Source organism: Pseudomonas sp. LARHCG127, from assembly GCF_052871455.1.
In genome coordinates this window covers 308709-330371 of sequence record NZ_JBIXJT010000004.1, presented here as the reverse complement: position 1 = coordinate 330371, position 21663 = coordinate 308709, and the positions used below count along the sequence as shown (strand labels likewise).

19 protein-coding genes and 1 pseudogene are annotated in these 21663 nt (G+C 60.5%); 16 read left to right on the top strand and 4 right to left on the bottom strand.

The genetic code is table 11. The annotated features are described in order from the left end of the window. The first annotated feature begins 469 nt into the window (after positions 1–469). Positions 470–829 carry a DUF6124 family protein gene (locus ACIPQ1_RS09755; protein WP_250965969.1) on the top strand — a complete coding sequence of 120 codons (360 nt, stop codon included), beginning with the start codon at positions 470–472 and terminating at the stop codon, positions 827–829. 375 nt (positions 830–1204) lie between these two features. Here the strand turns inward: ACIPQ1_RS09755 and ACIPQ1_RS09750 are convergent. From ACIPQ1_RS09750 to map, 4 genes and pseudogenes are all read right to left on the bottom strand, one after another. Beyond that, positions 1205–1508, bottom strand: a pseudogene (locus ACIPQ1_RS09750) (Fis family transcriptional regulator). Between the two features lie 93 nt (positions 1509–1601). Then, a complete protein-coding gene (gene dapC, locus ACIPQ1_RS09745) occupies positions 1602–2801 on the bottom strand; it encodes a succinyldiaminopimelate transaminase (protein ID WP_198796343.1) in 1200 nt (399 codons plus the stop codon). Positions 2802–2937: 136 nt separating this feature from the next. Further along, positions 2938–5640: a [protein-PII] uridylyltransferase gene (locus ACIPQ1_RS09740; RefSeq protein ID WP_411386605.1), complete on the bottom strand. Its 2703-nt coding sequence runs from the start codon at positions 5638–5640 to the stop codon at positions 2938–2940. Between the two features lie 52 nt (positions 5641–5692). Further along, positions 5693–6475 (bottom strand): type I methionyl aminopeptidase, encoded by a 783-nt coding sequence (map, locus tag ACIPQ1_RS09735; RefSeq protein WP_053118843.1) that lies wholly within the window; start codon positions 6473–6475, stop codon positions 5693–5695. 374 nt (positions 6476–6849) lie between these two features. Between map and rpsB the strand changes: the two genes are divergently transcribed. The 15 genes from rpsB to rnhB all read left to right on the top strand — a co-directional run bounded on the left by rpsB (position 6850) and on the right by rnhB (position 21495). After that, on the top strand, positions 6850–7587 hold the full coding sequence (rpsB, locus tag ACIPQ1_RS09730; protein ID WP_003198231.1) for a 30S ribosomal protein S2: 738 nt from the start codon (positions 6850–6852) through the stop codon (positions 7585–7587). 195 nt (positions 7588–7782) lie between these two features. Then, a complete protein-coding gene (tsf, locus tag ACIPQ1_RS09725; RefSeq protein ID WP_024619613.1) occupies positions 7783–8646 on the top strand; it encodes a translation elongation factor Ts in 864 nt (287 codons plus the stop codon). 212 nt (positions 8647–8858) lie between these two features. Further along, entirely contained in the window at positions 8859–9602 is a 744-nt protein-coding gene (gene pyrH / locus ACIPQ1_RS09720; protein ID WP_186705496.1) for a UMP kinase, read from the top strand. Further along, positions 9599–10156: a ribosome recycling factor gene (gene frr, locus ACIPQ1_RS09715; RefSeq protein ID WP_060739001.1), complete on the top strand. Its 558-nt coding sequence runs from the start codon at positions 9599–9601 to the stop codon at positions 10154–10156. Before pyrH ends, frr begins: the two co-directional genes overlap by 4 nt. A 13-nt stretch (positions 10157–10169) precedes the next feature. Continuing rightward, the gene (gene uppS / locus ACIPQ1_RS09710; protein ID WP_186705497.1) at positions 10170–10925 is read left to right on the top strand and encodes a polyprenyl diphosphate synthase; all 756 of its coding nucleotides are present in this window, start codon (positions 10170–10172) and stop codon (positions 10923–10925) included. Then, positions 10925–11731 (top strand): phosphatidate cytidylyltransferase, encoded by an 807-nt coding sequence (locus ACIPQ1_RS09705; protein ID WP_446534015.1) that lies wholly within the window; start codon positions 10925–10927, stop codon positions 11729–11731. Before uppS ends, ACIPQ1_RS09705 begins: the two co-directional genes overlap by 1 nt. Next, positions 11728–12918: a 1-deoxy-D-xylulose-5-phosphate reductoisomerase gene (gene ispC / locus ACIPQ1_RS09700; protein ID WP_411386606.1), complete on the top strand. Its 1191-nt coding sequence runs from the start codon at positions 11728–11730 to the stop codon at positions 12916–12918. Before ACIPQ1_RS09705 ends, ispC begins: the two co-directional genes overlap by 4 nt. 52 nt (positions 12919–12970) lie before the next feature. Continuing rightward, positions 12971–14323 (top strand): sigma E protease regulator RseP, encoded by a 1353-nt coding sequence (rseP, locus tag ACIPQ1_RS09695; protein WP_446534014.1) that lies wholly within the window; start codon positions 12971–12973, stop codon positions 14321–14323. A gap of 74 nt (positions 14324–14397) precedes the next feature. Beyond that, positions 14398–16785, top strand: coding sequence for an outer membrane protein assembly factor BamA (gene bamA, locus ACIPQ1_RS09690; protein ID WP_446534013.1), 2388 nt, complete (start codon positions 14398–14400; stop codon positions 16783–16785). Between the two features lie 45 nt (positions 16786–16830). Beyond that, positions 16831–17334 carry an OmpH family outer membrane protein gene (locus tag ACIPQ1_RS09685; protein ID WP_003184901.1) on the top strand — a complete coding sequence of 168 codons (504 nt, stop codon included), beginning with the start codon at positions 16831–16833 and terminating at the stop codon, positions 17332–17334. A 3-nt stretch (positions 17335–17337) separates the two neighbouring features. After that, complete coding sequence (gene lpxD, locus ACIPQ1_RS09680; RefSeq protein WP_186705502.1) at positions 17338–18393, top strand: UDP-3-O-(3-hydroxymyristoyl)glucosamine N-acyltransferase; 1056 nt, start codon at positions 17338–17340, stop codon at positions 18391–18393. A 105-nt stretch (positions 18394–18498) separates the two neighbouring features. After that, positions 18499–18939, top strand: a complete 441-nt coding sequence (fabZ, locus tag ACIPQ1_RS09675; RefSeq protein WP_003184897.1) for a 3-hydroxyacyl-ACP dehydratase FabZ — start codon at positions 18499–18501, stop codon at positions 18937–18939. After that, positions 18936–19712: an acyl-ACP--UDP-N-acetylglucosamine O-acyltransferase gene (gene lpxA, locus ACIPQ1_RS09670; RefSeq protein WP_186705503.1), complete on the top strand. Its 777-nt coding sequence runs from the start codon at positions 18936–18938 to the stop codon at positions 19710–19712. Before fabZ ends, lpxA begins: the two co-directional genes overlap by 4 nt. Before the next feature lie 2 nt (positions 19713–19714). Further along, on the top strand, positions 19715–20845 hold the full coding sequence (gene lpxB, locus ACIPQ1_RS09665; RefSeq protein ID WP_411386609.1) for a lipid-A-disaccharide synthase: 1131 nt from the start codon (positions 19715–19717) through the stop codon (positions 20843–20845). Further along, positions 20842–21495, top strand: a complete 654-nt coding sequence (gene rnhB / locus ACIPQ1_RS09660) for a ribonuclease HII (protein ID WP_250965423.1) — start codon at positions 20842–20844, stop codon at positions 21493–21495. Before lpxB ends, rnhB begins: the two co-directional genes overlap by 4 nt. Positions 21496–21663: the final 168 nt, after the last annotated feature.

The window sequence follows — 21663 nt, the reverse complement described above, 5'->3', positions numbered from 1 at the left end:
AAAAAGCAAAGCCGCCCGAAGGCGGCTTCAATCGACACGCAGTTGAGCTTGCTTCGCCCTTTCTGCGCCGCTGGGTCAACCCCGAGAGGGACCCAGACTCCTGCCAGCTCTCGCTGGTGACGGGGTCGATTATGGCTACCGGCGATAGCGAATTCAAGCCAGCTTGAACCCTCGTAACAGGGTTAAATGAGGTCTGTCGGTGTACAACGTTAGCGAAATCAAAGGCTTGGCGTTCGCGGTACGTTTTATGTCATTTCTTGTCTGAGCAGACAGATTGTCGTCTGTCAGACGCACCGAAGTTTCCGACAAGTTTTTAAGGTTTTCCGTCGGAAGCGAGGGCTCTAGCCTCTGGGTGTCGCTGCCAATTCAGCGACCGGACGTGAGAATCCGAACTCCTCTAGGGGCACGGGCTTGTGCACAATCCAAGTGCAGGTCTTTACATCTTCAGCTCTAGGGAGCAAGCAATTCGATGAACAAAGAACCCCAAAATCCACCAAAACCTGCCTCCACCTTCCCTTACGGCGATTACGCCCCCGAAAAGCTGCAAGAAGCCGCTGACCGTGTGCTGGATCAATATCTCAAACCTGAGGACAGCAAGTCAGAACCCAAGCCCTCAGTGCAGTTATTCACTGTGGCTGACGGTATCGACACCGAAGTGTTGCTGGCCAACCTCAGCGAAACCCTGGCTTCGGCCAATGCGATGCTCAATGACCTTGCCTTCGATCAGGACGGCTCGCGACGGCATGTAGCGTTGGGGGTGGCGCAGATGATTGAGTTGGGGATGTTGCTGGCGAACAAGTGCCTGGATCGGGTAGAACTTCGGACTTGATGCAATAAGTGCCGGCCTCATCGCGAGCAAGCTTTGCTCCCACAGGATCTGGTGTCGATCACCTGTTTTGTGAACAACACCCATCCCCTGTGGGAGCGAGCTTGCTCGCGAAGACGTAGGCCCATCCAACATGAATGCAAGCTGAACCACCGCTTTCGCGAGCAAGCTCGCTCCCACAGGGTATTTGTGGTGCTCACAGATATGGGGGCGACACCAGCCCCCTGTGGCGAGGGAGCTTGCTCCCGCTGGGCTGCGAAGCGGCCCTGAAACCGGGCAGCGCGATATGTCAGGCAGATTGAGTTGATTGCTTTGGGGCCGCTACGCGGCCCAGCGGGAGCAAGCTCCCTCGCCACAACAGCGCTGAGGCAACAGCGCTTATGCGTGAGCCTCTTCCTGCTCAGGAACCAGACACACTTCCACTCTCTGACCCAACGCACGTGCCGCGCTAGCAGGCGTTGCCAGCGTCATTCCCGCATCGTTCTGATTCAGTGTTCGGCCAACAGCGGTGCGACTACTGAGCATCCGCTGTGTCAGGACCTTTTTGATCACTTTCTGACGCGTCATCTGCCTCGGTCATCTGCCAAGAAATGACGCGATTGAAGGCCGTTACGCAAACCTCTTCGGCGATGCCTTGCTCGGCGAGGAAATCGTCAAGGTCAGATCCGATGTGCTTGTTCATTCTCAATGACTCGGTTGGTACGGAGGTTGTTGGGGCCGCTTCGCAGCCCAGCGGGGATAAATCCCCTCGCCACAACAGCCCTCGATATAGCCATCAACCCCGACGTTGGATGAACGCGCGGATTCGCTCCGCCGCTTCCACGCATTCGGCCAATGGCGCGACCAGGGCCATGCGCACGCGGCCGGCGCCTGGGTTGACGCCGTCCACGTCGCGGGAGAGGTACGAACCTGGCACCACAGTCACGTGCTCCTGTTCGAACAGGTCACGGCAGAACGCTGCGTCGTCGCCCGCCACGTTCGGCCACAGATAGAAGCTGCCATCGGGACGTTGCACGTCCAGCACCGGGCTGAGGATTTCCAGCACCGCGTCGAATTTTTCCCGGTACAGCGCGCGGTTGGCGCGGACGTGCACTTCGTCGTTCCACGCGGCAATGCTTGCCAGTTGGGTTTGGACCGGCATCGCGCAGCCGTGGTAGGTGCGATACAGCAGGAAGCCCTTGAGGATGTCCGCGTCACCCGCCACGAAACCGGAGCGCAGGCCGGGCAGGTTGGAGCGCTTGGAGAGGCTGTGGAAGACCACGCAGCGCTTGAAGTCCTTGCGACCGAGTTCGACGCAAGCGGTGAGCAGGCCTGGCGGCGGGGTTTGTTCGTCGAAGTAGAGTTCGCTGTAGCACTCGTCCGAGGCGATGACGAAGTCATATTCATCCGCCAGGGCGATGAGTTTCTTCAGCACATCCACCGGGATCAGCGCACCGGTCGGGTTGCCCGGGGAGCACAGGAACAGGATCTGGCAGCGTTTCCAGATGTCCGGCGAGACGGCATCGAAATCCGGGTTGAAGCCGTTCGCGTCCAGGCACGGCAGGTAGTGCGGCTTGGCCCCGGCCAGGAACGCCGCGCCTTCGTAGATCTGGTAGAACGGGTTCGGGCTGACCACCAAGGCATCGTCGCCCCGGTTGACCACGGTCTGGGTGAAGGCGAACAGGGCTTCACGGGTGCCATTGACCGGCAGCACGTGGCGCGCCGGGTCGAGCCAGCCGCTTGGCACATTGAAGCGGCGCTCGCACCAGCCGGTGATGGCTTCACGCAGCTCCGGGATGCCGAGGGTAGTCGGGTACACGGCCATCTTTTCCAGATTGCTGGCCAGGGCCTCGGCCACGAAGCTTGGCGAGCGATGCTTGGGCTCGCCGATGGACAGAGCGATTGGGCGCTTGTCCGGGTTGGGGGTGACGCTGCCGAGCAGGGCGCGGAGTTTTTCGAACGGGTAGGGCTGGAGCTGGTTCAGAGCGTTGTTCATTGAGGGCCTCGTCAATGTGGGCGCGGTCCTTGTGGGAGCGAGCTTGCTCGCGATAGCGGTGGCTCAGGCAACATCAATCTGGATGTTCCGACGCCATCGCGAGCAAGCTCGCTCCCACAGGGGGAAATTTGTTGATTCAGATGCTGATGCGTGTCAGGTGGGCATCAGGTTCCTGGTTGACGCTCAGGTGCTGCACGATCGCTTCCTGCAAGCGGCTGCACAGTTGCGGATCGGACAACGGCTGGTTGTGAGCGTCGGTAATGAAAAATACGTCTTCCACCCGTTCGCCGAGGGTGGCGATCTTGGCGTTTTGCAGCGACAGGTCGAACTCCAGGAAGATATGGCCGACCCGCGCCAGCAGGCCCGGGCGATCCGGCGCGCTGAGTTCCAGCACCGTGACCTGGCGCTGGGCGTCGTTGTGGATCGTCACCTGGGGGGCAAAGGCGAAATGCTTGAGCTGGCGCGGCACCCGGCGCTGGATGATGGTCGGGTAGTCCGCCGGGTTGCGCAGGGCCTCGGTGAGGCCGTCGCGAATCTGCTTGACCCGCGCCGGGTTGTCGCCAATCGAGTCGCCGTCGGTGTCGAGCACGATGTAGGTGTCGAGGGTGAACTGGCTGGTGGACGTAATGACCCGGGCGTCATGAATGTTGAGGTTGAGCTGGTCCATCGCCGCCACCGTCACCGCGAAGAAGTCGTGCTGGTCCGGGGCGTAGATGAAGATCTGCGTACCGCCCTCGAACTCACGCTGGGTGGTTTCCTTGATCAGCACCAGCGGCCCGCCATCGGCCGGTTGCTGGAGGATCGCGTCGCTGTGCCAGGCCACGTCGCCGGCGGTGTGGCGCAGGAAGTAATCATCGCCCAATTGCGACCAGAGCTGCTCGACATCGTCCGGGTCGGTGCCGCCGCGGACCAGGATGTCCAGGGCTGCGCTTTGGGTGCGACGGATCTGTTCTTCGCGGTCCACCGGGTTTTCCAGGCCGCGGCGCAAGGCCCGCTTGGTCTCGGTGTAGAGCTGGCGCAACAGGCTGGCGCGCCAGGAGTTCCACAGGGTCGGGTTGGTGGCGTTGATATCGGCGACGGTCAGCACATAGAGATAATCCAGGCGGATTTCGTCGCCAACGGTCTGGGCGAAGTCATGGATGACCTGTGGATCGGACAAGTCCTTGCGCTGGGCGGTGGTCGACATGACCAAATGGTTCTGCACCAGCCAGACGATCAGCCGGCTGTCCCACAGGGGCAGTTGATGGCGTTGGCAGAACGCCTCGGCGTCCACCGCGCCGATCTCGGAGTGATCGCCCTGGCGGCCCTTGCCGATGTCGTGGTACAGCCCAGCCATGTAGATCAGCTCGGGCTTGGGCAGCTTGCCCATGAGCTTGCTGGCCAGTGGGAATTTCTCCGACACCTGGGTGTACTGCAACTTACGCAGGTGCTTGATCAGGTTCAACGTGTGGGCATCGACCGTATAAATGTGGAACAGGTCGTGCTGCATCTGCCCGACGATGAAGCCGAACTCCGGCAGGTAGCGCCCGAGGATCCCGTAGCGGTTCATCCGGCGCAGGTTGCGGTGCACGCCGATCTTGCATTTGAACAGCTCGATGAACAGGCTGGTGTTGCGGATGTCGTGACGGAAATCCTCGTCGATCAGATGACGGTTTTCCCGCAGCAGGCGGATGGTATCGGCGCGTACACCCTTGATTTCCGGCTGCTGGGCCATGAGCACGAAAATCTCGAGCATGGCGAAGGGCGTGCGGCGAAACACGTTGGCGTTACGCGCTTCGATGTAGCCGTCGTGCAACTGAAAACGTGAGTTGATCGGCAGCGGCGGTTCTTCGTCCTCGGGGGCGAGGATGACTTCCTCGAAGTGCTGGATGATCAGTTCGCTGAGCTGGGCGATGCTCATCACCACGCGGTAGTACTGCTGCATGAAGTTTTCGATGGACTGCTTGGCATCCTGCCCCTCGAAACCCAGCAGTCCGGCGATGGAGCGCTGGTGATCGAACAGCAGGCGGTCCTCGGAGCGCCCGGCGAGCATGTGCAGGGCGTAGCGGACCTTCCACAGGAATTCCTGGGACGAGGCCAGCAAGGCGTTTTCGCTTTCCACCAGGAAACCTTCCCCGGCCAGGGCGCGCAGGTTCAGCGTGCCGTACTGGCGGCGGGCGACCCACAGGATCGTCTGGATGTCCCGCAGCCCGCCGGGCGAGCCCTTGACGTTGGGTTCCAGGTTGTATTCGGTGTCGTTGTATTTGTGGTGACGGGCCTTCTGCTCGGCGTGCTTGGCCAGGAAAAAGTCCTTGCTGGGCCACATGTGCGCCGTGCTGGTGACATCGAGCATGCGCTGGCGCAGGTGCTCGGGGCCGGCAACGGTGCGGCTTTCCATCAGGTTGGTGATCACTGTCAGGTCGGCGCGGGCCTCGTCGGCGCATTCCTGCACCGAACGCACGCTCTGGCCGACTTCCAGGCCGATGTCCCACAACAGCGTCAGGAAGCGTTCGATGGAGTCGCGGAAAATTTCATGATCGGCGCTGTCCAGCAGGATCAGCAGGTCGATGTCGGAGTAGGGGTGCAGCTCGCCGCGCCCATAGCCGCCCACCGCCACCAGGGCGATGTCGGCATCCTCGCTCCAATCGAACTGCTCCCAGGCCTTTTGCAGGATGTTATCGACGAACCAGGCGCGGTCCTCGATCAGCCGACGAATGTCCCGGCCATTGCGAAAGCGCTGGTCGAGCACTTCGTGGGCCTGGCGGATGGCCTTCTTGAATGCCGAGATGGGGCTTGCCTTCAGGGCCAGTTCAGCCTGGAACTGGCCGCGGTCGAAGAGTTCGGGATCCACCTGCGGCATTGAATGGCTTTCCTTTCTATCTATATCTGTTGGATCTATAGCTGGGTACGGATCAGGCGGAAACGCGCGCAATGGTGTCATCGCTGCGCAGGGTGAAGATTTCGTAGCCGGTCTCGGTGACCAGCAGGGTGTGTTCCCACTGGGCCGACAACTTGCGGTCCTTGGTGATGGCGGTCCAGCCGTCGCCCAGCACCTTGGTGTCGGCGCGGCCCTGGTTGATCATCGGCTCGATGGTGAAGGTCATGCCCGCCTGCAGCTCCATGCCGGTGCCGGCGCGGCCGTAGTGCAGGATCTGCGGTTCTTCGTGGAACACCTTGCCGATGCCATGGCCGCAGAACTCGCGCACCACCGAGAAACCGTTCTTCTGCGCATGCTTCTGGATCACTTCGCCGATGTCGCCCAGGCGGCAGCCCGGTTTCACCAGTTCGATGGCCATGTACATGCATTCCTGGGTGACCTTGGACAGGCGCTGGGCCCACTCCGGTACGTTGCCGACATGGAACATGCGGCTGGTGTCGCCGTGATAGCCGTCCTTGATGACGGTGACGTCGATGTTCAGGGTGTCGCCATCCTTCAACGGTTTTTCGTTGGGGATGCCGTGGCAGACCACGTGGTTGATCGACGTGCAGATCGACTTCGGGAAGCCTTTGTAGTTGAGCGGGGCGGGGATGGCTTTCTGCTCGTTGACGATGTAGTCGTGGCAGATGCGGTCCAGCTCTTCGGTGGTCACGCCCGGCTTGACGTAGTCGGCGATCATCTCCAGCACTTCGGCGGCGAGTTTGCCGGCGACACGCATTTTGGCGATGTCCTCGGGCGTCTTGAGGGTAACGGTCATACAGGCTCTCTCTGCGCCCGACGGCGCTGTTCAAAACGAAATGGGCGGCGGATGATGACTCGCGTGGCCCTGAAAGAGGCGATTCTAACAGACGATCAGCGCAAATCCGCGCCCACATGCATCGCTTCTCTCTATAAGGGTGTGCATCCATGGCCCATGAAAGGGCTTTGGCAGGGCGCTTCACCGGGATTTCAGAATCCGTGTTCCGTTTTCGCCCTTGCTGTGGTATAAAATGCGCCGCTTTCCGGGGATGACCCCGTAAGCTTAAATCCACACACGTGTCGACACGATGACCTGGGTGCCTTCGGCTTATATAGCCGCTGGTTGGTCATTGGGATACGTGGAGGCCAAACCCGACTTATCAAGGAACTATCATGTCCCAAGTCAACATGCGCGATATGCTGAAGGCCGGTGTGCACTTCGGTCACCAGACCCGTTACTGGAACCCGAAAATGGGCAAGTACATTTTCGGCGCGCGTAACAAGATCCACATCATCAACCTTGAAAAAACCCTGCCGATGTTCAACGAAGCACTGACCTTCGTAGAGCGCCTGGCCCAGGGCAAAAACAAGATTCTGTTCGTCGGCACCAAGCGTTCCGCTGGCAAGATCGTTGCTGAAGAAGCAGCACGTTGCGGTTCGCCGTACGTCGATCACCGCTGGTTGGGCGGCATGCTGACCAACTTCAAGACCATTCGCGCTTCCATCAAGCGTCTGCGTGACCTTGAAGTCCAGTCCGAAGACGGTACTTTCGCCAAGCTGACCAAGAAAGAAGCGCTGATGCGCACTCGCGATCTTGAGAAGCTGGACCGCTCCCTGGGCGGTATCAAGGACATGGGCGGTCTGCCTGACGCACTGTTCGTGATCGACGTTGACCACGAGCGCATCGCGATCACCGAAGCCAACAAGCTCGGTATCCCGGTCATCGGCGTTGTCGACACCAACAGCAGCCCGGAAGGCGTTGACTACATCATCCCAGGCAACGATGACGCCATCCGCGCCATCCAGCTGTACATGGGTTCGATGGCTGACGCTGTAATCCGTGGTCGCAACAATGTTAACGGCGGCACCGAAGTCTTCGCTGAAGAAGCTCCGGCAGCAGCCGCTGAGTAATCGACGCCCCTGGCGTTGACTCAGTAAGCAAAAAGGGGGCTTGGCCCCCTTTTTGCCACCTCGAAAACCATTTGCCGCCAGCGCAGTGACTTGTTTGTAACCTGCCGTGGCCTATAAGCAGTGGTTTCCCAGGAAGAATTGATCGCCCGTTCGATCGGGTGGAATGGTTGAAAACCTATCCAAGAGGATTTTGAAATGGCAGAGATTACTGCAGCGTTGGTCAAAGAACTGCGCGAGCGTACCGGCGAAGGCATGATGGATTGCAAGAAAGCCTTGACCAAGGCTGGCGGCGACATCGAAAAAGCCATTGATGACATGCGTGCTTCGGGCGCCATCAAGGCTGCCAAGAAAGCTGGCAACATTGCCGCTGAAGGCGCTATCGGTATCAAGGATGACGGTAAAGCTGCCGTTATCATCGAAGTCAACTCGCAGACTGACTTCCTGGCCCTGCAAGACGACTTCAAGGCATTCGTTGCCGCCAGCGTCGAAAAAGCATTCGCCGACAAACTGACCGACGCAGCTCCGCTGATCGCCGCTCAGGAATCGGCTCGTGAGGCCCTGGTTGCTAAAGTAGGCGAAAACGTCAACATCCGTCGCCTGGTTCGTGTCGAAGGTGATGTAGTCGGTTCTTACCTGCACGGCAACAAGATCGGTGTTGTTGTGGCCCTCAAAGGCGGCAACGTCGAGCTGGCCAAGGACATCGCGATGCACGTCGCTGCCAGCAACCCTGAGTTCCTGCTGCCGTCGGAAGTTTCCGCTGATGCCATCGAGCGCGAAAAAGCCGTGTTCATGCAGCTCAACGAAGACAAGATCAAAGGCAAGCCTGCCGAAATCGTTGAAAAAATGGTTGCCGGTCGTATCACCAAGTTCCTGGCTGAAGCCAGCCTGGTTGAGCAGGCGTTCGTCAAGAACCCTGAAATCAAGGTCGGTGAACTGGCCAAGAAGGGCGGCGCTGAAATCGTTTCCTTCACTTACTTCAAAGTGGGCGAAGGCATCGAGAAGCCAGTAGACAACTTCGCTGAAGAAGTGGCTGCTCAGCTGGCTGCCAGCAAGCAATAAGACAGTTTGTATAACTGTCGCCCAGAAGAGGCTGCCCGCTTAACGCGCGCAGCCTCTTTTTGGATGAGGATGCCGATTTATATTGGTTTCCTGTCGGAACTGGCTTACAAAGCCGTGTTCCGATGGCGCTGTGTCAGCGTCAGGCTAGAGTGAACGCAGGCTGAAAACAGTCTGCAAAGAATTTTGAAAATACGCCGCAGGAGAGATTCGCAATGGCTCAGCAGGGCAGTGGTTATCAGGCTCGCTATAAACGCATTCTACTCAAGCTTAGCGGCGAGGCCCTGATGGGCTCGGAAGAGTTCGGGATCGATCCGAAAGTGCTGGATCGCATGGCCCTGGAAGTGGGCCAGCTGGTCGGGATCGGCGTTCAGGTCGGCCTGGTCATCGGCGGCGGTAACCTGTTCCGCGGTGCAGCGCTGAGCGCGGCCGGCATGGATCGGGTCACGGGCGACCACATGGGCATGCTGGCCACTGTGATGAACGCCCTGGCTATGCGCGACGCGCTGGAGCGTGCCAATATCTCGGCCATCGTGATGTCGGCCATTTCCATGGTTGGCGTGACCGATCACTACGACCGCCGCAAAGCCATGCGCCACCTCAATTCCAAGGAAGTGGTGATTTTTGCCGCCGGTACCGGTAATCCGTTCTTCACCACGGATTCGGCCGCCTGCCTGCGAGCGATCGAGATCGATGCCGATGTCGTGCTCAAGGCAACCAAGGTCGATGGCGTGTATACCGCTGACCCGTTCAAGGACCCGCATGCCGAGAAGTTCGATCATCTGACCTACGATGAAGTGCTGGATCGCAAGCTGGGTGTCATGGACCTGACGGCTATCTGCCTGTGCCGCGACCACAAGATGCCGCTGCGCGTCTTTAACATGAACAAGCCGGGCGCCCTGCTGAATATCGTCCATGGCGGCGCCGAAGGAACACTGATCGAGGAAGCTCAACAATGATCAATGAAATCAAAAAAGACGCTCAAGAGCGCATGCAGAAATCCCTGGACTCTCTGAACCACGCATTCGGCCAGATTCGTACCGGCAAGGCTCACCCCAGCATCCTCGGCAGCGTCATGGTGCCTTACTACGGCACTGACACACCGCTGAGCAGCGTTGCCAACGTCACCGTGAAAGACTCGCGCACCCTGCAGGTCGTGGCTTTCGAGCGCAACATGCTCGCTGCTGTAGACAAGGCGATCCAGAGCGCCGGCCTGAACCTCAACCCAACTAACCTGGGGGAGCTGCTGCTGATCCCGATGCCGGCCCTCACCGAGGAGACGCGCAAAGGCTTCACCAAACAAGCTCGTAGCGCAGCGGAAGATGCGCGTGTCGCTGTGCGCAATATCCGTCGTGACGCGTTGGGTGAGCTGAAGAAGTTGGTCAAGGATAAGGAAATCAGTGAAGACGAAGAGCGTCGTGCCATCGCTGATATCGATAAGCTGACCAAGGAATCCGAGGCCCAGATCACCAAGGCCACGGACGAGAAAGAAAAAGACCTGATGGCCGTATAAGGGTCTCGTTTTCATGGAAAAGACCAAGCAGGCCGTGCCGTTCGCGGTGCCGCGCCACGTGGCGATCATCATGGACGGCAACAACCGCTGGGCCAAGAAACGCTTTATGCCTGGCGTCGCCGGGCACAAGGCGGGGGTCGACGCTGTTCGTGCGGTCATCGAGGTGTGCGCCGAGGCAGGGGTCGAGGTGCTGACCCTGTTTGCCTTCTCCAGCGAGAACTGGCAGCGTCCGGCCGATGAAGTCAGCGCCTTGATGGACCTGTTCCTCAAGGCCCTGCGTCGCGAGGCCAAGCGCCTCAGCGATAACAAGATCAGCTTGCGCATCATCGGTGACCGCTCGCGCTTCCATCCTGAATTGCAGGCTGCGATGCGTGAAGCCGAAGCCGCGACGGCGGGTGCCAATCGGTTCGTCCTGCAAATTGCCGCCAACTATGGTGGCCAATGGGACATTGCCCAGGCTGCGCAGCGGCTGGCGCGGGAAGTCCAGGCCGGGCACTTGCGTCCAGAAGACATCACCCCTGAGCTGTTACAGACTTGCCTGGCGACCGGTGACCTGCCGTTGCCGGACCTGTGCATCCGGACCGGTGGCGATCATCGCATCAGCAACTTCCTGCTCTGGCAATTGGCTTATGCCGAGCTGTACTTCTCCGACCTGTTCTGGCCGGACTTCAAACACGAAGCCATGCGCACCGCATTGGCCGATTTCGCTTCCCGTCAGCGTCGTTTCGGTAAAACGAGCGAGCAGATCGAAGCTGGAGCCCGGATTTAATGCTTAAACAACGAATCATCACTGCCTTGATCCTGTTGCCCATCGCCCTGGGTGGTTTCTTCCTGCTCGAAGGCGCCGGTTTTGCGCTGTTCATCGGGCTGGTCGTGACCCTGGGCGCCTGGGAGTGGGCGCGGCTGGCGGGTTTTGCTGCACAGTCGGCGCGGGTGGCCTACGCAGCGGCCGTGGCGGCCATGCTGTTCATCATGTACGTGGTGCCCGGCCTCGCGCCTTGGGTGCTGGGTGCTGCGGTGCTGTGGTGGGCGACGGCGACCTTCCTGGTCCTGACCTACCCAGGGACCACGCATCACTGGGCCAACGCGGCGACCAAGCTGGTCATCGGCCTGTTGATCCTGCTGCCGGCCTGGCAGGGGCTGATCTGGATCAAGCAAGGTCCGCTGGGCAACTGGCAGATCATGGCCGTGATGGTGTTGGTCTGGGGCGCCGATGTCGGGGCCTACTTCTCCGGCAAGGCCTTTGGCAAGCGCAAGCTGGCGCCGAAAGTCAGTCCTGGCAAGAGCTGGGAAGGGGTCTATGGTGGCCTGGTCCTGAGCCTGGTGATCACCACGGTGGTCGGTTTCGTACGGGATTGGACGGTCGCGCAACTGTTCATGGGCCTTATTGGCGCGGCCCTGATCGTATTTGTGTCGGTGGTCGGCGACCTGACCGAAAGCATGTTCAAGCGTCAATCCGGGATCAAGGACAGCAGTAACCTGTTGCCCGGTCACGGTGGCGTGCTGGATCGCATCGACAGCCTGACGGCTGCGATCCCGATCTTTGCGGTGCTGTTGTGGATGGCGGCCTCGTGAGTCGCCCCCAGCAGATCACTGTTCTTGGCGCGACCGGTTCGATTGGCCTGAGTACGCTTGACGTCATCGGTCGGCATCCGGAGCGCTACCAGGTGTTTGCCCTCAGTGGCTTCACGCGCTTGAGCGAATTGCTGGCGTTGTGCATTCGCCACACACCGCGGTTTGCCGTGGTGCCTGAGGCTGGCGTGGCGCGGGCGCTGCAGGACGATCTGCGCGCAGCCGGCCTGCAAACCCGCGTGTTGGTAGGGGAGGAGGGCCTCTGCCAAGTGGCTTCCGACCCCGAAGTCGACGCCGTGATGGCGGCGATCGTCGGTGCGGCGGGCTTGCGTCCGACGCTGGCGGCGGTGGAGGCCGGCAAGAAGATCCTGCTGGCCAATAAAGAAGCGCTGGTGATGTCCGGCGCGCTGTTCATGCAGGCTGTACGCAAAAGCGGCTCGGTGTTGCTGCCCATCGACAGCGAACACAATGCGATTTTTCAATGCATGCCGCAGGATTTTTCCCGCGGTCTCGGCGCGGTAGGGGTTCGGCGGATTTTGCTGACGGCCTCCGGTGGTCCGTTCCGGCAGACGCCGCTGGAAGAATTGGTGCATGTTTCACCCGAGCAGGCCTGTGCGCACCCGAACTGGTCCATGGGGCGCAAGATCTCGGTGGATTCGGCCAGCATGATGAACAAGGGGCTGGAGCTGATCGAGGCCTGCTGGCTGTTCGATGCCAAGCCGGCGCAGGTCGAGGTGGTGATTCACCCCCAGAGCGTGATTCACTCCCTGGTGGACTACGTCGACGGTTCGGTGCTGGCCCAGTTGGGCAACCCGGACATGCGCACGCCGATCGCCAACGCCCTGGCCTGGCCGGAGCGCATCGACTCGGGCGTTGCGCCGCTGGATTTGTTCGCCATCGCGCGCCTGGATTTCCAGGCGCCCGATGAGCAGCGCTTCCCCTGCCTGCGCCTGGCGCGCCAGGCGGCCGAGGCGGGCAACAGTGCTCCGGCCATGCTTAACGCTGCCAATGAGGTGGCCGTTGCCGCGTTTCTCGATGGACGTGTCCGTTATCTCGAGATCGCGAGTATCATCGAGGAAGTCTTGAACCTCGAAGCCGTGGTTTCGGTCGAGGACCTCGATACGGTATTCACGGCGGATGCCAGGGCTCGTGAGTTGGCGGGCCAATGGCTGCAGCGCCACGGGCGTTGAAGCTGCGATACGTTAGCCAGGGTTGCCCTGGACAGGATTGCGGAGAAAACAGATGAGCGCGCTCTATATGATTGTCGGCACCCTGGTTGCGCTGGGGGTGTTGGTCACCTTTCACGAATTCGGTCATTTCTGGGTCGCGCGTCGCTGTGGCGTCAAGGTCCTGCGTTTTTCCGTGGGCTTTGGCATGCCATTGCTGCGTTGGCACGACAAGCAAGGCACCGAGTTCGTCGTGGCGGCCATTCCGTTGGGCGGCTACGTCAAGATGCTCGACGAGCGCGAAGGCGAAGTCCCGGCCGATCAGCTCGACCAATCCTTCAATCGCAAGACCGTCCGCCAGCGTATCGCCATCGTCGCGGCGGGACCGATTGCCAACTTCCTGCTGGCCCTGGTGTTTTTCTGGGGTCTTGCGATGCTGGGTAGCGAGCAGGTGCGTCCGGTCATCGGTGGCGTAGAGGCTGGCAGCGTTGCCGCTCGTGCCGGGCTGGGTGCCGGGCAGGAAATCGTCGCGATCGATGGCGAGCAGACATCGGGCTGGGCAGCGGTCAACCTGCAGCTGGTACGTCGCCTGGGTGAGAGCGGTTCGTTGCAGTTAATGGTGCGCGAGCAGGGTTCCACGGTGGATTCGCCGCGCGAACTGATCCTGGACAACTGGCTCAAGGGCGCCGACGAGCCGGATCCGATCCGTTCACTGGGAATCAAGCCTTGGCGTCCGGCGTTGCCGCCGGTTCTCGCCGAGCTCGACCCGAAAGGCCCGGCCCAGGCTGCAGGCCTGAAGACCGGCGATCGGTTGCTGGCCCTCGATGGCCAGCCGGTCAGCGACTGGCAGCAGGTGGTCGATTCGGTTCGTGTACGTCCTGATACCAAGATTTTGCTGCGCATCGAGCGCGACGGTGCTCCAATCGACGTCCCGGTGACCCTGGCCGCCCGTGGCGAAAGCAAGGCGCCGACCGGTTACCTGGGGGCGGGCGTCAAGGCGGTCGACTGGCCGCCGGAAATGATCCGCGAGGTCAGTTTCGGCCCTGTGGCGGCGATTGGCGAGGGTGCGCGTCGTACTTGGACCATGAGCATCCTGACGCTGGACTCGCTCAAGAAAATGTTGTTCGGCGAGCTCTCGGTAAAAAACTTGAGTGGACCGATAACCATTGCTAAAGTGGCGGGCGCTTCTGCCCAGTCGGGCGTCGCTGATTTCCTGAATTTCCTTGCTTATCTGAGCATTAGCCTGGGGGTTCTGAATTTGCTGCCCATCCCGGTACTGGATGGGGGGCATCTGCTGTTTTATCTGATCGAGTGGGCGCGTGGTCGTCCCTTGTCGGATCGGGTGCAAGGTTGGGGGATACAGATCGGTATCAGCTTGGTGGTCGGGGTCATGTTGCTTGCCCTCGTCAACGATCTGGGTCGTCTGTAACGCTTCGCTGAATTGCGAATCTGCCGCATTTTGCGGCAGTTTGTTTATTGCCAGTTGGAATAAGAAAGGACTTCATGAAACGTCTGCTGCTAACTGCGGTTCTCACCGTATTGATGATCGCCGAAGTTCACGCCGAGTCCTTCACTATCTCTGATATTCGCGTCAACGGCCTCCAGCGGGTTTCCGCGGGTAGCGTCTTTGGTGCCTTGCCGTTGAACGTCGGCGAGCAGGCGGATGATCGGCGCCTGGTGGAATCCACGCGTGCGCTGTTCAAGACCGGCTTCTTTCAAGATATCCAGCTGGGCCGTGACGGCAATGTCCTGGTCATCACGGTAGTCGAGCGCCCGTCGGTCGCCAGTATCGAGATCGAAGGCAACAAGGCGATCTCCACTGAAGACCTGATGAAAGGCCTCAAGCAGTCCGGCCTGGCCGAAGGCGAGATCTTCCAGCGCGCCACCCTCGAAGGCGTGCGTAACGAGCTGCAACGCCAGTACGTCGCCCAGGGCCGCTACTCGGCCACCGTCGACACCGAAGTGGTGCCGCAGCCGCGCAACCGCGTCGGCCTGAAGGTCAACATCAACGAAGGCACCGTGGCGGCCATCCAGCACATCAACGTGGTGGGCAACACGGTTTTCCCGGATGAAGACCTGATCGACCTGTTCGAACTCAAGACCACCAACTGGCTGTCGTTCTTCAAGAACGACGACAAGTACGCCCGTGAAAAACTCTCCGGTGACCTGGAGCGCCTGCGTTCCTACTACCTGGACCGTGGCTACATCAACATGGACATCGCTTCGACCCAGGTGTCCATCACCCCGGACAAGAAGCACGTCTACATCACCGTCAACGTCAACGAAGGCGAGAAGTACACCGTTCGTGACGTCAAGCTCAGCGGTGACCTGAAGGTTCCCGAGGACCAGGTCAAGTCGCTGTTGCTGGTGCAGAAGGGCCAGGTGTTCTCGCGCAAGCTGATGACCACCACGTCCGAGCTGATCACCCGCCGCCTGGGTAACGAGGGCTACACCTTCGCCAACGTCAGCGGCGTGCCGCAGCCGCACGATGAAGACCATACCGTCGACATCACCTTCGCCGTGGACCCGGGCAAGCGTGCCTACGTCAACCGCATCAACTTCCGTGGCAACACCAAGTCCGAGGACGAAGTGCTGCGCCGTGAAATGCGCCAGATGGAAGGTGGCTGGGCGTCGACCTACCTGATCGACCAGTCCAAGACCCGTCTCGAGCGCCTGGGCTTCTTCAAGGAAGTCAACGTCGAGACCCCGGCCGTGCCGGGCGTCGATGACCAGGTCGATGTGAACTACAGCGTCGAAGAGCAGGCTTCCGGCTCGATCACCGCCAGCGTTGGTTTCGCCCAGAGCGCCGGCCTGATCCTCGGTGGCTCGATCACCCAGAACAACTTCCTGGGTACCGGTAACAAGGTCAGCATCGGCTTGACCCGCAGCGAATACCAGACCCGCTACAACTTCGGTTTCGTGGACCCCTACTGGACTGCTGACGGCGTGAGCCTGGGCTACAACGCCTTCTACCGCACCACCGACTATGACGAACTCGATTCCGATGTCTCCAGCTATGCAGTAGACAGCTTGGGTGCCGGCGTCAACGTGGGTTATCCAATCAGCGAGACTTCGCGTCTTACGTTCGGCCTCACCGCCCAGCAGGACGAGATCAGCACCGGCCGCTATACCGTTGACGAGATCTTCGATTTCGTCGAGAAGGAAGGCGACAAGTACCTGAACTTCAAAGCGTCTGTTGGTTGGTCCGAGTCGACCTTGAACAAGGGTGTGCTGGCAACCCGTGGTCGTTCCCAGAGCCTGGTATTGGAAACCACCACGCCTGGCAGCGACTTGTCGTTCTTCAAGCTCGACTACCGCGGCCAATTGTTCCAGCCGCTGTCTGACAACTACACCATGCGCCTGCACACCGAGCTTGGTTATGGCGATGGCTACGGTTCGACCGACGGCCTGCCGTTCTACGAGAACTACTACGCCGGTGGTTTCAACTCGGTACGTGGCTTCAAGGACAGTACCTTGGGCCCGCGCAGTACGCCGAGTCGCGGTGCAGCTGAGACTGGCAACCAGGGGACCATCCGGGACCCGGATCAGGATCCGCTGCCATTCGGTGGTAACGTCCTGATTCAGGGCGGGGTTGAATTGCTGTTCCCCATGCCGTTCGTCAAGGATCAGCGCTCTCTGCGTACCTCGGTATTCTGGGACGTGGGTAACGTATTCGACTCCAGTTGCGATAAACCTACCAACAACAATGGCACGTCATCCAACGCAGAGTGCAACGACATCAGTCTGAGCAACCTGGCCAGCTCCGTCGGTGTGGGCGTGACCTGGGTCACCGCACTGGGTCCCTTGAGCTTCGCGTTGGCGATGCCGATCAAGAAACCGGATGACGCTGAAACCCAAGTGTTCCAATTCTCCCTCGGCCAGACGTTCTAAGCGTCCGGCCCAAGATAACGACAATGGATTTTGTAGGAGTGCATCGTGCGTAAGTTGACTCAATTGGTTCTCCTGGCGACCGTACTGGTTGCCGGTCCGGCTTTTGCCGACATGAAGATTGCCGTGCTGAATTATCAGATGGCCCTGCTGGAATCCGACGCGGCGAAGAAATACGCCGTGGATGCCGAGAAAAAGTTCGGTCCGCAACTGACCAAGCTCAAGGGCCTGGAAAGCAGCGCCAAGGGTATCCAGGACCGTCTGGTCGCCGGTGGCGACAAGATGGCCCAGGGTGAGCGCGAACGTCTGGAGCTTGAGTTCAAGCAAAAGGCCCGTGACTTCCAGTTCCAATCCAAGGAGCTGAACGAAGCGAAAGCTGTTGCCGACCGCGAAATGCTCAAGCAACTCAAGCCGAAACTCGACAGCGCTGTGGAAGAAGTCATCAAGAAAGGTGGTTTTGACCTGGTCTTCGAGCGTGGCGCAGTGATCGATGTCAAGCCTCAATACGACATCACGCGCCAAGTGATCGAGCGCATGAATCAGCTGAAGTAATCCATGACAGCGACTATCAAGCTCGGCCAGTTGGCCGAGTTCCTCGGCGCCACCCTGCGTGGCGACCCGGAGAAGGCAATTACTGGGCTAGCCACTTTGCAAGAGGCTGGCCCAGCTCAGTTGAGCTTTCTGGCAAATCCCCAGTACCGCAAGTATCTGGCTGACTGCCGGGCGGCTGCGTTGTTGCTCAAGGCTGCCGATGCCGATGGTTTTGCCGGCGATGCCTTGATCGTGCCCGACCCGTACCTGGCGTATGCCCGCATTTCCCATCTGTTCGATCCCAAGCCGACATCGGCCGCCGGTATTCATCCCAGCGCAGTGATCGCCGCAGATGCCGTGGTTGACCCCACGGCCAGCGTCGGCCCGTTCGTGGTCATCGAAAGCGCGGCTAGAATCGGCGCTGGCGTCACGCTGGGCGCCCATTGTGTCATTGGTGCGCGCAGCGAGATCGGCGAAGGCGGCTGGCTGGCGCCACGGGTCACCCTGTATCACGACGTTCGCATCGGCAAACGGGTGGTGATCCAGTCCGGTGCCGTGCTGGGCGGTGAAGGGTTCGGTTTTGCCAACGAGAAGGGCATCTGGCAGAAGATCGCCCAGATCGGCGGTGTCACCATTGGCGATGACGTGGAGATCGGCGTCAACACTGCGATCGACCGCGGTGCCTTGGCCGACACGGTCATCGGCAATGGCGTCAAGCTCGACAACCAGATCCAGATTGCCCACAACGTCCAGGTCGGTGACCACACCGCCATGGCCGCCTGCGTGGGCATCTCCGGCAGCACCAAGATCGGCAAGCATTGCATGCTCGCCGGTGGCGTAGGCCTGGTGGGCCATATCGATATCTGTGACAACGTGTTCCTGACCGGGATGACCATGGTGACCCACTCGATTACCGAGCCGGGTGCCTATTCTTCCGGCACAGCCATGCAGCCGGCAGCCGAATGGCGCAAGAGCGCGGCGCGTATCCGCCAGCTCGACGACATCGCGCGGCGCCTCAAGCAGGTGGAAAAGCGTGTAGGGGACGTGACCCCTGGCGGTAATGCTTCATCAGATGGCTGATACCATTTCCATATCAAGTGTGCACAGCCGTTAGGGCATCTTGATTTGCTAGCGGAGTGCGCGTCACTCGTGCGCTCCCAATCTTTACATAGGCTTCCCCCCGAAATGATGGACATCAACGAGATTCGCGAATACCTGCCTCACCGTTACCCGTTCCTGCTGGTGGATCGGGTGGTGGACCTGGACGTTGAAGGCAAGCGCATTCGCGCCTATAAGAATGTCAGCATCAACGAGCCGTTCTTCAATGGTCACTTCCCCGCGCACCCAATCATGCCGGGCGTATTGATCATCGAGGCGATGGCCCAGGCTGCCGGGATCCTTGGTTTCAAAATGCTCGACGTAAAGCCTGCCGACGGCACGCTCTACTACTTCGTCGGTTCCGACAAGCTGCGCTTCCGCCAGCCGGTCACTCCGGGCGATCAATTGATCCTCGAAGCCAAGTTCATCAGCTGCAAGCGCCAGATCTGGAAATTCGAATGCCAGGCTTCGGTCGACGGCAAGCCAGTCTGCTCCGCTGAAATCATCTGTGCGGAACGCAAACTATGAGTTTGATTGACCCTCGCGCAATCATCGATCCGACGGCCGTCCTGGCCGCCGATGTCGAGGTCGGCCCGTGGTCGATTATCGGCGCAGGTGTGGAAATCGGCGAGGGTACGGTGATCGGTCCCCACGTAATTCTCAAGGGACCGACCCGGATTGGTCGTCACAATCGCATCTACCAGTTTTCCTCGGTAGGCGAGGACACGCCCGATCTCAAGTACAAAGGTGAAGAAACCCGCCTGGTCATTGGCGATCACAACGTGATCCGCGAAGGCGTGACGATTCACCGTGGCACTGTCCAGGACCGTTCCGAAACGACCCTGGGCGACCACAACCTGATCATGGCTTACGCACATATCGGCCACGACAGCGTGATTGGCAACCATTGCATCCTGGTCAACAACACCGCGTTGGCCGGTCATGTGCACGTGGACGATTGGGCAATCCTGTCCGGGTTCACCCTGGTGCACCAGTATTGCCATATCGGCGCCCACAGCTTTTCTGGCATGGGCACCGCCATCGGCAAGGATGTCCCGGCCTATGTCACGGTGTTCGGCAATCCGGCCGAAGCCCGCAGCATGAACTTCGAAGGCATGCGCCGTCGGGGTTTCAGCGAAGAGGCGATTACCGCGCTGCGCCGTGCCTACAAAGTGGTGTACCGCCAGGGCCTGACCGTCGAGCAGGCGCTCGCCGAACTGGCCGAGGCTTCGGCACAGCACCCGGAAGTCGCGATTTTCCGCGATTCCATCCAGTCTTCGACCCGCGGCATCACTCGCTGACCATGGCTAACGTGCGCGTTGCACTGGTGGCGGGAGAGGCTTCCGGTGACATTCTGGGCGCGGGTCTGATGCGAGCGCTCAAGGCGCAGCACCCCGCGGTGGAGTTCATCGGCGTCGGCGGGCCGTTGATGCAGGCCGAGGGCCTGACCTCCTATTTCCCGATGGAGCGCCTGTCGGTGATGGGCCTGGTGGAAGTGCTCGGTCGCCTGCGTGAGCTGCTGGCTCGACGCAAGAAGCTGATCCAGACCTTGATCGACGAAAAACCGGATGTGTTCATCGGCATCGATGCGCCGGATTTCACCCTCAACATCGAGCTCAAGTTGCGTCAGGCCGGGATCAAGACCGTGCACTACGTCAGCCCGTCGGTCTGGGCCTGGCGGCAGAAGCGCGTGCTGAAGATCCGCGAAGGCTGCGACCTGATGCTGACGCTGCTGCCGTTCGAAGCTCGGTTCTACGAAGAAAAGGGCGTGCCGGTGCGGTTTGTCGGGCACACCTTGGCCGACACCATTCCCCTGGAAGCCGACCGCGAGGCCGCTCGCCAGGCGTTGGGCCTGCTCGAAGGACCGCTGGTGGCCTTGATGCCCGGCAGTCGGGGCGGCGAAGTGAGTCGCCTGGGTGGCTTGTTCTTCGACGCCGCTGAACGCCTCTTGGCGCTGCGCCCCGGTGTGCGGTTTGTCCTGCCGTGTGCCAGTGCGCAGCGTCGCGTCCAACTGGAAGCCCTGTTGGACGGTCGCGATTTGCCGGTGACGTTGCTCGACGGTCGCTCCCATGACGCACTGGCGGCCTGTGACGCCGTGTTGATTGCCTCCGGTACGGCTACCCTTGAGGCGTTGCTGTTCAAACGCCCGATGGTGGTTGCCTATCGCTTGGCACCGCTGACATTCTGGATTCTCAAGCGCATGGTCAAGAGCCCCTACGTCTCCTTGCCGAACCTGCTGGCCCAGCGTCTGTTGGTGCCGGAACTGCTGCAAGACGATGCGACCGCCGAGGCGCTGGCCACTACGCTGTTGCCCTTGATCGATGGCGGCGAGGAACAGACCCGGGGCTTTGACGAAATCCATCGTACCCTGCGTCGCGATGCCTCCAACCAGGCGGCTGACGCGGTACTGACCCTGATTGGCGCAAAACCATGAGCAACGTAAAGCTACAGATGGGCCTGGACTTCAACCTGGTCGCCGAAGTGGAAGAGCTGGTGGCCGGTGTCGATGAGGTGGGGCGCGGCCCTTTGTGTGGCGCGGTGGTGACGGCGGCGGTGATTCTCGACCCGAAGCGGCCAATCCTCGGCCTGAACGATTCGAAGAAACTCACGGAGGCTCGTCGCGAAAAGCTCTATGACGAAATCTGCGAGAAGGCCCTGAGCTGGTGCATCGCCCGGGCCGAAGTCGAAGAAATCGATGAACTCAATATCCTGCACGCCACCATGCTCGCCATGCAGCGTGCCGTGCAAGGGCTGCATATCACGCCGAAGCTGGCGATGATCGATGGCAATCGCTGCCCGAAACTGTCGATGCGCGCCGAAGCGGTGATCCAGGGCGACGGCAAAGTACCGGCCATCGCCGCGGCCTCGATCCTGGCCAAGGTCAGCCGTGACCGGGAAATGAGCGCCTTCGAGTTGATCTACCCGGGCTACGGCATCGGCAGCCACAAGGGCTACCCGACCCCCGTGCACCTCGAAGCCCTGGCGCGCCTTGGGCCAACGCCTATTCATCGGCGATCGTTTGCCCCGGTTAGGCTGGCTTATGAGGCCCGTGATGGGTTGATCGAAAGCGAGGGGTTCACCTGATCGTGGCGCGGGCGCTTGCCCCCGGTGGGCGGCGCCGCCGCCCCCCTTCTTATGGGCGCTTCGCACCCAAGCGGGAGCAAGCTCCCTCGCCACGGGTTCAATCCTCAAGAGAATGGGTTGCTGGCTGATGTTTTACCCAAGGCCCGGTACAATCCGGGCCTTGTTGTT